Consider the following 13067-nt stretch of genomic DNA (forward strand, 5'->3'; position numbering starts at 1 on the left):
TGAATTTACTGCATATCAAACAGGTGCTTTTCAGCATGGTAGGATGAACGCACTAGAGGTCCGGACTCGACATATTTAAAGCCCATGTCCAAGCCTATTTGCTTATACTTTTCAAATTGAGCAGGCGTAATCCATTCCACTACAGGGTGATGGGCTTTTGTTGGTTGCAGATATTGTCCCACCGTAAGAATATGCACACCTACGTTGTATAAATCTTGCATCGCTTCAACAACATCCTCCTCTGTTTCTCCAAAACCAAGCATAATACCAGATTTGGTCCGCAAACCCGCTTCGGATATACGACGTAGGCATTCCAACGAACGATCATATTTTGCTTGAATCCGTACCTCACGTGTTAGCCTCCGTACAGTTTCCAAATTATGGGAAACGACTTCTGGACGTACGGCTAAAACACGGTCAAGATTATCCCATTGCCCCTTGAAATCGGGAATTAACGTCTCCAAGGTGGTTTCCGGACTCTCCCGGCGTATGGCGTTAACCGTTTCCGCCCATATTGTGGAACCTCCGTCTTTTAAATCGTCACGATCCACTGATGTAATCACACAATGCTTTACCTGCATCAGCTTAACTGACGTTGCTACGCGATTCGGTTCATCGGTATCTACCGCCATAGGACGACCTGTTGCTACTGCACAGAACGAACAAGAGCGTGTACAAATGTTTCCTAATATCATGAAAGTCGCCGTACCGGCCCCCCAACATTCCCCCATATTCGGACAGTTTCCACTCTCACATATGGTATGCAATTTATGCTCATCCACTAGGCCTCGTACATGACGGTATTCTTTACCCACAGGTAACTTCACACGCAACCAATCTGGTTTACGTTGTGTTTCAGCTGCTGAAATTACAGGTAGTTCAATCATGTCACAAAGTTACACATTATTCTCCTAAAAAAGGGGCGGGCGGATTGTCAGTCTTTTCCCATGTTTTACGATAAAATTTTTGAACCGAAAAAACAAAAACAGGCTTTACAAAATCGTAAAGCCTGTTCATATATTATACTGATAATATTACGACGTTAAGTCATTAATTAGAGGTAGGATTTTGTGTCAACTTACCTGGATAAGCGTTTATAGCATCTTGTGGGATATAATAAACTACTCGGAAATCCCTAGGTCCCACCTCTAAAGTTTGATTATGAGCCCCCGGATAATGACGCGTCAAGGTTCCACCATTACGGTACACATCGTAACTACGCTCAGCCTGGAAAGCCAATTCCAACTGACGCTCTTTATCAATTAAGCTACTCGCGTTGGAAGCATTAAGGGAACTGTAAGCTCCATCCACGATGGAACGCGTACGTATCTCATTTAAATCAGCCAGAGCAGCACCATAATTCCCTAGCTTTGCATATGCTTCCGCACGGTTTAAATAAACTTCGCCTAATCTGCTGATAACCGGAGAGTGCAAATGTGATTCTTCTCCTTCACGAGAAGCTTTCGTAATAAAAAACTGCGGCAATCCGTTGTTTACCGTGATAAAGTTATCTAATACACCTGTATAGATATTGCCATCCGCGTGGTTAATCCTATAAATTTCTTGCTCAGCATTCACCGGTGTTAAGGTATATGTATTATCACCATCTCTACAGGTAATGGTACTTCCGCTCCGCGTTACCGTTGCTTGCGCATAAGTCAATGTATTTCCTCTCCGTATAAAACGGAAAACCTCCGTATAGTTCCCTGTATTGGCATCTTGGCTATAAGTTGGTGCAATGAAGGCGGCACGAGCATCCACTATATTATACTTTTCCTCTCGCCAGTCGTTTCGTCCGGTTTCATTCAGCAGGTCGATATACTTCGCGCTGGCATACATTTCACCCCAGCCTTGACCACCGATATTGGCGTACATACCGCCGACACCATAGAAATGATCATCGCCCGAAAACTCTGATGCTATTCGCTTTACAGCAAAAATAGTCTCCGGATTATTCTCCGGTGTGTAGGTATTGTATTGCATAAACCGCTCCCGTGGCAGCAGCGAATAATCTCCCGAATTAATAACTTTATCCGCATAATCTACAGCCAACTGTGCATATTGCGTATTAGGCGCTTCATAGGTGCCGCTCATATACACATACACACGGGATAACAAGGCGTAAACAGCTCCTCTAGAAGCATAAACCGGTCCATTATCGATCGTCAACAATTCTTCTGCTTTCTCCAGATCAGCGATAATATGCTCGTAGGTTTCCGCAACACTCACACGGTCATCTAATTCTAAGCCCGGAATATCTTCAGGTGTACCGTTCACAATAGGCATCCCCAAATTTGTCTGGGGATTGTCGTAGTAAGGACGACCGTAGGCTCTCACAAAATAGAAATACATCAATCCCCGTATATAATAGCATTCACCCAAGCGGTTATCAATTTCGTCACTCTGTCCTTCTTCAAACATATTAATTACATTGGACGTTTGTGCGATAGCCTTATATCCGGCATTCCAAAACTGGTTCAGACGGCCATTATTTGGCGTACGATTGTAGCTTATAAACTCAAAAAATGCATCGGTAGAAGTACCACGAATAGCTATGTTATCGCCGGCATATTCACCTGCACGATGCATAGGATCGGACCAAGCTTTCAATTGTCCATAAGCTCCGTTAATCATGGATTCCATATAGGTATCTGGGTCATTCATAATGTCATCGGCATCCATCGAGCCATAGGGTGCGCGATCAATATCACAAGACGCAAAGCTAGCAGCTGTCAATAAGGCTATAAATATCTTTTTCTTCATGTTAATTATCAATTTTTTAAAATGAAACATTGAGCCCGAACATAAACCGACGGACAGCCGGATAAACGGATGGGCTGGCCGAGTTCGTTAAATCACCTCCTTGACGTCTTCCATCCACAGGGGTCAACGGAATTTCCGGATCCACACCCGAATAGTTCGTTACCGTGAACAAGTTTTCTCCAGTAAAGAATATCCGTAGGTTGCGGATGTTATATTGCTCTAGTTTGAAATTATATCCTAAAGTTAAGGAGCGCAGACGCAAGAAATCATTATCTTCTAAATAACGGGAAGACACCTGATTTCCTTGATCGGTATTGCCATATTTTGCAATAGGGTGCGTAGCATTGTCTCCTGGTTTTTCCCAACGACTCCAGCCAGGCATCAATTTCATTTGGTTACGGTCGGTATAGGTACCATCTGAATCATATTCCTGGCGGGAATAATTATAAATTTTCCCACCAATAGAATAACCAAAAACTGCTCCTAAATCAAATTGTCTGTATTTTAATGCGGTGGAGAGCCCTCCGTATAGATCCGGTGCGGCTTTTCCAATAGTCGTCAATGATGCTGCCGAATAATTGGATGTCGTAGAACGGACTTCATTACCCTCTTCGTCTACGCTAATCAGATACCACATCGGTGCTCCATTTTCCGGATTTACACCGGCCCATTCGCGCATATAGTAGGTATCTACCGGACGACCTGGTTCCAAGACGCGCTGAGCAGATCCGGCTATATTTGATCCGTCGCCTACGATCACCGGTCTTACCGCAAAAGTTCCATCATCACCTCTTGTTTCAAAAAGCTGTGTCAACCGGTTCTTGTTATGCCCGATATTTAAATCTACACTCCAGTTCCAATCATCATTCTGAATAATATCTCCACCGATAGCGACCTCAAATCCCGTATTACGCATGGCTCCGATATTCCGCCACATACTCGTAATACCAACAGTACCTGTGACCGGCACTTGATATAGCACATTGTCCGTATCTTTCACATAAAAATCAAAGGTTGTCCGCAAACGGTTATTTAAAAACGTTGCATCCACACCGGCGCCGGCTGTATAGGTTTTTTCCCAGGTCAAGTCCCGGTTTCCTTTTTGGCTAATCAACGCCCCCGGTCTACCATTGTAGCCAGAGCCTTGCTCTACGGAGTAAAGATCGTATTGCGGATATAAAGCACTAGGACGATTTCCCACGGAACCATAAGCTGCCCGGATTTTTAAAGCATTGACCCAATCGGCGTTGAACCAATCTTCATAATGCATATTCCAAGCTCCACTGATGGAGAAGAAATTTCCATATTTCGCATTATCACCAAAATTGGACGCACCATCCCTACGGAAAGAAAGTTGCGCCATGTATTTATTATCGTAAGCATAATGCACATCGGATAGGAACGATTGAACCGCCCATTCGTTACGCGCGCCGCGTGCACGTTCCGGTGAAGTAACAGCATCCATTACTTCAAATCCAGGAATGATGCCAATTCCATAAACATCCAATGTTTTGGAGCTGTAATCGTTAAATTCATAAGCTAATAAACCACTCACCGTATGTTTGTCCCAAGTTTTATTGGCACGAAGAATCTGGTTTGTATAACGTCGCGCGTATTCGAATCGGTAATCCGTTAAACGGCCTACCACACCGGTCCCTGCGTTCGAACGTGGATCCTCATAACCTGCATTGGAGTACGTATTGTAACGATAATTGTTAACAGAAGAAAACGTTAACCAATCGGTTAGCTTGATATCGAAATCAAAGTTACCCATAAATTCGTAGTTCGTATTCGCCGAGTGATTCCACTGCAGGTCATACAAATAATTGGTTTCCGAGTTGTTGACCCAACCATTGTAACGATGTGGCACCAAGTTGCCATTTTGGTCGAAAGGACTGTCCCACGGAAATCGGCTATACATGGCTGATACCGAATATTGACGGTCTTCGACGCCACGGCGCGCACCAACGATCGAAGGCTTAATGGTCAACCATTCCAGCGGTTTATATACTTGTCTGAAACGGACATTGTAGCGATCAAAGTCGTATCCTTTCACAGAACCTTGTTCATCATAATATCCTAAGGATAGAAACGACTGTAATGTTTCGGTTCCGCCCTGCACCGTTAGATTGTGATTTTGGGTAAACCCGGTTTTTGTTGCGAGATTCCACCAGTCGAAATTACTATTACGTAACTCGCTGTTCCAACGCGGAAAAGATATGTCGCCCACATTCTCAAAAGAGCTGTAATAATCATATAATTCCGCTCCGTTCATCATCCTAACATTACCGTTATTCAGCTTATTGAATCCCATCCGGGTAGAATAGTTTACGGTTGTTTTTCCAACTTTTGGATTTTTGGTTGTTATGACGATAACACCATTCGCTCCCTGTGAACCGTAGATAGCTGTAGAAGCCGCATCTTTTAATACAGTCATCGATTCAATATCATCCGGATTTATATCTCCCGGTTCGGATCCGACAATTACGCCATCGATAACCCACAATGGTTCCGTAGTTCCACTTAATGTTGCCTGACCACGAATAACGACAGCACCTCTTTGTCCAGGCTGTGCCGAACCCGGTGTTACCTGTACACCTGGAGCTTTTGCACTCAACATATTTTCTACCGAAGGAGTGGTAATGTCACGCAACTCATCACCTGTCACTACCTGCAACGATCCCGTAAGACTTTCTCTTTTTTGTGTAGAATATCCTGTCACAACTACTTCTTCCAGCGCTTGATCGCTTTCTTGCAACACCACTTGCAATGTATTCCCTTCAACAACTGCTGTATAGGGATCATATCCTATAGCAGAAAATACAAGTATGTCACCGTTCTTCGATTCAATAGAAAAATTTCCGTTTTCGTCTGTTTGTGTCGATGTTGAAGGATTACTGGACAACGATACCGTGACACCTGCGACAGGACCATTTGTTGATGTAACACTACCGGTTACCGTTTGTTGATAAAAAGCGGAGGCATAGACATTCGATTCTTTGGCAAATGAAAAACTTGCCGAAGCAAGTGTACCCAACGCCAAAACCGATGCCAACCTTAAGCTTTTACCGAAAAAAGAGGGATTTGTAAATCTCTTTACCATAAAATACTTTTCAATGTTTTTGTTTGTTTATGTTCAATATATAATGTCAGACTATGACAATACAACGGTTGCAATTTAAACTAAACAAAAGAAAATAATATGGTAAACACAACGAAAACGATTGCACAAGATAACACAAACGATTGCGGTCAGATATAATGTAACAACAACTATTGCCGTATTTTTTGAGAAAATTAAAAACAAGAAAAGAGACCCAAATAGGGTCTCTTTTCTTGTTAATTGAGTTTTGTTTTTTCTTAGAATGTATAACGAGCAGTTAAACCACCATTGGCATAAAAACCGCTATAGTAATCATATCCGTTTACGATATGAAAAGTTGGACGAATATCTGCTGAAAAAGCAAAAGGTGCATTTTTCAATTTGTAGTCAACGCCGCCTGTTGGGAAAATCCCCATGTTGAAACCGCCATCTACACCATCAACATTGATAAATGTATTAGACAAGATAGCTCCACCACCTACAAACCATTTAAAGCCTTCGATGTTAGCAATAGGAAAATGATGTTGATAAGCACCAGATAATGCCACATTTGTCCACTTCACTCCACCGGCTTTCTCCGAATTAAATCCTAAGTCAAACTCTAACGCTCCGGGCTGTGAAATAAATGTTTTAAATGCTACCGCCGCGACGTCGTAGTTTCCACTTCCTAAACGGATACCGATTGAGTTTTTGTAATCTTGCGCAAAGGCACCAGCAGCAAATAATACTGCAACAAAAGCTAAAGTAATTTTCTTCATAATCTTTTAATTTTATTAAATACTAATTCTTATTATCGATTCTCAATATCAAAAACCGTTCCATTAATGTTTTTAGATAAAAATCATAGCTATTAGAAGCAAGACCAAAATGTCACCAATGGACAAAAAATTGCGGCAAACAACTATTTTGGATGGAAGAATAAAAAGCAAGCAATGAGGATGAAAAGATATTAATGTGCTGAAAAAATTAGTTTTTTAAAAAAGCCTATTTTTTATCAAAAAAAATGTAACTTTGCACTCCGACAAAGCAGTCGGAATACTCTCCTCTAAGGCATTTTTCGTTGCTTTTGTCAAACACAACAAATTGATAATTAATTTTTTGAACAAGAGAAATAATGCCTAGAAACACCTCCATTAACTCCGTTTTAATTATTGGTTCAGGACCCATTGTTATCGGTCAAGCCTGTGAATTTGATTACTCGGGATCACAAGCTGCTCTTTCTTTAAAGGAAGAAGGTATCAAAGTGTCCATTATCAATTCGAATCCTGCTACGATTATGACCGATAAGGTTATTGCAGACCATGTTTACTTGTTACCTCTTACCTGCGAGAGTATAGAGAAGATCCTCCAAGAGCAACAAATCGATGCCGTGCTACCAACTATGGGCGGACAGACAGCATTAAACCTATGTATAGAAGCGTCTAATATTGGTCTTTGGGAAAAATACAATATAAAAGTTATAGGGGTGGACGTCGCCGCTATCGAAAAAACGGAAAACCGTGAGGAGTTTCGTCAGCTAATGGTAGATATCGGTGTGGGAGTTGCCAATTCTAAGATTGCTAACTCTTTTTTGGAAGGTAAAGAAGCTGCACAAGAAATAGGCTTTCCACTTGTTATCCGCCCATCTTATACATTAGCGGGCACAGGTGGAGGGTTTGTCCACAGGAAAGAAGAGTTTGACGCTGCTCTAAACAGAGGTTTACACGCTTCTCCTACACACGAAGTATTGGTAGAACAGGCTGTATTAGGCTGGAAAGAGTTTGAGTTGGAGTTGTTACGCGACAGCAACGACAATGTTATCATCATCTGTACAATTGAAAACTTTGATCCAATGGGCATCCATACAGGTGATTCTATCACGGTGGCACCTGGGATGACATTGAGCGACAAATGTTATCAAGATATGCGTAATCAAGCCATCCGCATGATGCGCTCTATCGGAAACTTTGCTGGGGGATGCAATGTACAGTTTTCTGTGAATCCTGAAAATGAAGACATCATTGCTATTGAGATCAACCCTCGTGTATCGCGCTCTTCTGCACTAGCGTCAAAAGCGACTGGTTATCCAATCGCAAAAATTGCAGCCAAGCTTGCCATCGGATATAATTTGGACGAACTTCAAAATCAAATTACCAAGACGACATCAGCGTACTTTGAGCCCACATTAGACTATGTTATCGTTAAGATTCCACGTTTTAATTTTGACAAATTTAAAGGAGCCAATAAAGAGCTAGGTCTACAGATGAAAGCTGTAGGCGAGGTCATGGCGATTGGTCGTACATTTATAGAAGCTTTACAAAAAGCTTGTCAATCCCTTGAAACAAATCGCGGCGGATTGGGTGCTGACGGACGTCAGTTACGCAACTTAGAGGAAATCATGCATAGCTTGGAGCATCCTAGTGCTGACCGTGTATTCCATATCAAAGATGCTTTTGAACTTGGTGTTCCTTTGGAGTCCATCCGTAAAGTAACACGCATCGACAAATGGTTTTTAGTACAAATTCAAGAATTAGTACAACTTGAAACGGAATTACGCAGATATCAACTGAACAATATCCCTCGTGATTTCTTCCTAACGTTGAAACAAAAAGGTTATTCTGACTTGCAAATTTCCTGGTTGCTTGGTAATGTAAGTGAAGATGATGTTTATGCTCGCCGAAAAGAATTAGGCATCAATCGGGTTTATAAAATGGTAGATACTTGTGCTGCAGAATTCCCAGCACATACACCTTACTATTATTCTACTTTTGAGGACGAAAACGAATCAGTGGTTTCCGACAAGAAGAAAATCATCGTATTAGGTTCTGGTCCCAACCGTATCGGCCAGGGAATTGAATTCGATTACTCTTGTGTCCATGGATTAATTGCTGCTAAAGAGGCGGGCTATGAATCCATTATGGTAAACTGTAACCCGGAAACGGTTTCTACAGACTTTAACATGGCAGATAAACTTTATTTCGAACCAGTGTTCTGGGAACATGTCCGTGAAATTATCGAGTTGGAAAAACCAGAAGGTGTTATTGTGCAATTAGGTGGCCAAACGGCATTGAAGATGGCTGAACGCTTGCAAGCACTTGGTGTGAAAATTATCGGCACTTCATTTGAAGACATGGACTTAGCAGAAGACCGTGGTCGTTTTTCGGATCTTTTGAAAGAGCTAAATATTCCTTATCCAAAATATGGTGTTGCCACTTCTGCAGAGGAAGCATTAAAAGTAGCAAGTGAAGTAGGATATCCTGTACTGGTACGTCCTTCATATGTATTGGGGGGCCAAGGAATGAGCATCGTCATCAACGACGAGGATTTGGAAAAAGCGGTAGTTAATCTATTGAAAAACTTACCCGGAAATCAAATCTTGATCGACCATTTCCTTGACCGTGCCGAAGAGGCAGAGTCTGATTCTATATGTGATGGTGAAGACGTCCACATTATCGGTATGATGGAACATATTGAGCCGGCTGGTATTCACTCGGGTGACTCTTCAGCTGTGCTCCCTCCATTTAGCTTATCCGAAAATGTACAGCAAAAAATGGAAGAATATTCCATTCGCTTAGCGAAAGCTTTAAATGTACGAGGCTTGTTGAATATTCAATTTGCAGTGAAGGGAGAAGATGTTTATGTGATTGAAGCGAACCCACGTGCATCCCGCACCGTTCCTTTCATCGCTAAAGCTTATGATGTACCTTATATCAACATCGCCACAAAAGTCATGTTAGGTGTTAATAAATTGAAAGACTTTCAAATCGAACGTAAGTTGAAGGGATATGCCATTAAGGAACCTGTATTCTCTTTTAGCAAATTCCCGGAGGTTGATAAACAATTAGGGCCTGAAATGAAATCTACAGGAGAGGCTATACGTTTTATCAAAGATTTACAAGATCCTTACTTTAGAGAACTCTACAATAAAAAGTCGATGTTCTTGAATGCACAGTAATATACTGCGCATCAATGCGATCCGATTTTTATGAATCATTGGTGTAATTACAAGTAAAAAAATCCCGTTTTTGATAACGGGATTTTTTACTTGTAAGATTGATGAACGAGTTACACTACCCCTTATTCATTAATTCAAACACGGGCAATCTATCGATCGGAACGTTTTCTTCTATAATTTTAGGTCCTCTAAAAGTTTCTCCCTCGTCACTTTTCCAAACTCCTTTCGGCAGTTGTATTTTTCGCTTATTTTCTTTTGTAACCACAGGAGCCACTAGATATTTGTCACCCAACATGAATTGGTCTTTTATTTCTGCCATTCCCTGATAAGGAAATTCGTATTCCATTGTACGTACAATGGGTTCTCCATTTTCAGCAGACTGTCTTGCCAAGTCCATAATATATGGAACATACTTTTGTCGTAAAGCCACCATCTTCTTTACAGCTTTCAAGTTATCTTCACTCAACACACGCCACGGAGCGACAGAAAATTGCATCATGGGCATTAACGCCGAACACGAAGCAGAACGCACCACCAAATCTTCATCTAAATTATCCTTTCCAATAAAAGATCCAAATTCACCTCCTCCAATCATATCCGGACATGTGAATTGGTAACCTAACAGACCTGCGACAGTAATATGTGGAATCAACTTCTGTAGATCCTCCCAGTTGTGTTTCTTGTCGCGCAGACGCTGTACCAGTGGTTCTCCTCCCATTTTCCACATCGCCCGATATTCGTTTAGCGGGTAATACTTTCCTATATTTCCCCATAGACGACTATGCTCATTCGGTGTTGCCGGTTTAAAAGATAGGGCATTTATTGGATAAAAATCTGCATCACCGGCATCTAACTTAAAACCATCCAGATGATATGTTTTTACCATGTGTTCCAGTCTGTCGTGAAACCATTTCTCTGCTTCGGGATTTGTAAAATCCATTACAGCGCTGTAACCATTCCACCAGTTTACTATCACTGGTTTATCTGCATCCGTCCAGTTTTTTTCACTCGATCCATCATACAAAAGATATTTTTTAGCTTGTAACTCTCTAAAAACCTCCGTATCTGGCGAAATAAACGGACTAATCCATAACATCACCTTAAATCCCATTTGATGTAATGTATCTACCATTCCTACTGCATCGCTAAATCTATCCGCGCGGAAGTCAAACCGCCCATAATAATCAGCCCAATTGTCATCAATCATCAGCACGCCCGGAGGAAAACCATTGTCGATGATAGATCTTGCATAATCGATGATATCTTTCTGGTTTTGATTGTAAATAAGCTCTATCCAAGTGTTGTATTGTGGACGCGTGAATAGCAAGGTATCCGGAAGTTGCCCTTTCGATGGAAAAAACCGTTTACTAGCATTTAGATACGCGTCGCGCAAGTTTTTACCTAAAGAATCTACGGTGATAGCTTCACCTCGGTTTGATATAATAATTTGATTATTCTTAATAGTAAAACGGAAAGGTTCTTCGCTCCAGATAAACTTCCCTTTGGTAGAGATAAGTAAAGGAACGGCTTGATTCGTTCCGGTATTACCAAATAGGTCAAAATTATACCCTTCCTCTAATGGCATCAAGTGAGCCTCATTAACCACACCTCCGAGCCACTTTTCATTTTTTTCAATAGAAATAGCTGTTTCTTGACCAGTCGTTTTGTACATGGCTCCTAAAAACAGTATGAGGAATAATCCCAATCGACTGCATATGCTCTTCATAGGATTATTAATTAACCTTAATTTTATAATTCAATTTATTGTAACCCGTTGCTGCTTCCCATACATCATTATTAGCCAAACGGATACTATATTCAGGGCGGCTCGCAATACTTTCGTATGCATCCGGCAGATTCATTAGTAGTTCATATTCACCTTTTGCCAGATTCGACGGAATAGTAACGGAAGTTTCCAGATTAATCGTTCCGGGGTACCATTTTCTAACATCGGTATTCATCGGTAAAATGGAAACATCCTGCGCACCTACTTTGCGTAACAGTAGTTGTACCGGTCTCGCATTATATGGAGATGCATAACCTCTATTAATTAAGTTAATAGTAAAAGCCAAGCTGCTACCAGCGTTGACAGTTTCTGGAAAAATCGCATTTTGCAGAACAAACCGATACCCTAGGTTCTTCTTAATGTTATCCATACAACCAGAGGTTTGCCATTTATTGTTCAACTGATTATTGTAATGTGCATTGATATAGCTATAATGCATTTCAGCAAATGCAGCCTGTGCTTTACCTGCAGGTTCACATTCGTTATCGGGCGTAAATGTATTATTGCAAGTCTCTCCTCCAACAACTACATATCTACTGTCTTTATTTTTATATGCTTTTAATACCTCAACCACTGAAGCACTTCCGCTCCTACTACTCGAACTATTTCCATAATCTTCGTATGTACCGGTATCGCTTGGTCCGGAAAGAAAGCAGTCATTATGAAAACCTATTCTTGCTTTTTCACTTTCTGAAAAAGCTTCCGTTTCGGTTAGCGGTTGCGCTGTTATCGGAGCGTTAACACCGTCAATAAAGCGTTGTTTTTGCTGTGGGTATCTTACCTGCACCATTCTACTTTTAGGAACCGCGTCCAACAATGCGGCGATTATCTCTGCCCTGTCTGTCCAATTAGCATTCAGTAATTTACCCTGTCCACCATTGGATGAGGGATCTCCAAAGAAATCGGTATAATACTGTTCACCCCACAGGCCTACAAAACCAAGCTGTACGCAGGCTATTACGTCTGCATTATTTTGCAAGACAGGCTTTAAATCTGCTATATGCTGGAGCATGTATTCTTTTGCGGTATCACCATAAGGTGGGCAAATAAAACCTTCCGGACAATTCCCTGCATTTGAGGTTATGGAATAAACAAACCTTGGAATCAATTTAACCCCTGCAGTTCTAGCAGCTACCATATCCGCATTGATCTTATCTAAAGTACTTTGCGGTATAGCAGTCATTTTTACATCATCCAGTACATAATATCGAAAAACCAATGTACTGTATACCCGATAATTGGCATTTTGAATACTTTGTAGTTGCCGATATCCAGCAAGGGTATTGGCATTCAAAACTGTAAAATTGCTCGTATGCGTTTCGGTGTATCGATAAAATCCTCGTTCAGGATTCGCAAAATCTTCCGTACTTTCCACATAAGTTACGGTAGGTTGTGGCCCCTGTTCCGATGGTGAATCATTTCCGTTTTTTGAACAGCCACAACTCATCAGTGCAGGGGCTAACATACATATATAGATAAAT

Annotated in this window: 7 protein-coding genes; 1 reads left to right on the forward strand and 6 read right to left on the reverse strand. The window is 41.3% G+C overall.

Annotation, left to right across the window (positions count from 1 at the left end):
- Positions 1 to 5: 5 nt before the first annotated feature.
- The 4 genes from lipA to H8B21_RS18930 form a co-directional block, all read right to left on the reverse strand.
- A complete protein-coding gene (lipA, locus tag H8B21_RS18915) occupies positions 6 to 887 on the reverse strand; it encodes a lipoyl synthase (protein ID WP_190315402.1) in 882 nt (293 codons plus the stop codon).
- A gap of 163 nt (positions 888 to 1050) precedes the next feature.
- The gene (locus tag H8B21_RS18920; RefSeq protein WP_190315403.1) at positions 1051 to 2763 is read right to left on the reverse strand and encodes a RagB/SusD family nutrient uptake outer membrane protein; all 1713 of its coding nucleotides are present in this window, start codon (positions 2761 to 2763) and stop codon (positions 1051 to 1053) included.
- Between the two features lie 16 nt (positions 2764 to 2779).
- The gene (locus H8B21_RS18925) at positions 2780 to 5866 is read right to left on the reverse strand and encodes a SusC/RagA family TonB-linked outer membrane protein (protein ID WP_190315404.1); all 3087 of its coding nucleotides are present in this window, start codon (positions 5864 to 5866) and stop codon (positions 2780 to 2782) included.
- A 257-nt stretch (positions 5867 to 6123) separates the two neighbouring features.
- Entirely contained in the window at positions 6124 to 6624 is a 501-nt protein-coding gene (locus tag H8B21_RS18930) for a hypothetical protein (protein WP_190315405.1), read from the reverse strand.
- Between the two features lie 356 nt (positions 6625 to 6980).
- Here H8B21_RS18930 and carB point away from each other — a divergent pair, with 356 nt between their 5' ends.
- Positions 6981 to 9800, forward strand: a complete 2820-nt coding sequence (gene carB / locus H8B21_RS18935) for a carbamoyl-phosphate synthase large subunit (RefSeq protein ID WP_190315406.1) — start codon at positions 6981 to 6983, stop codon at positions 9798 to 9800.
- Positions 9801 to 9915: 115 nt separating this feature from the next.
- Here carB and H8B21_RS18940 read toward each other — a convergent pair whose 3' ends face one another.
- Together H8B21_RS18940 and H8B21_RS18945 are read right to left on the reverse strand one after the other, a co-directional pair.
- Positions 9916 to 11526 carry a glycoside hydrolase family 31 protein gene (locus tag H8B21_RS18940; protein WP_190315407.1) on the reverse strand — a complete coding sequence of 537 codons (1611 nt, stop codon included), beginning with the start codon at positions 11524 to 11526 and terminating at the stop codon, positions 9916 to 9918.
- A 7-nt stretch (positions 11527 to 11533) separates the two neighbouring features.
- Positions 11534 to 13051, reverse strand: coding sequence for a DUF4832 domain-containing protein (locus H8B21_RS18945; RefSeq protein ID WP_190315408.1), 1518 nt, complete (start codon positions 13049 to 13051; stop codon positions 11534 to 11536).
- Between the last annotated feature and the right edge of the window lie 16 nt (positions 13052 to 13067).

The sequence above is a fragment of the Sphingobacterium chuzhouense genome, assembly GCF_014692525.1.
GTDB lineage: Bacteria > Bacteroidota > Bacteroidia > Sphingobacteriales > Sphingobacteriaceae > Sphingobacterium > Sphingobacterium chuzhouense.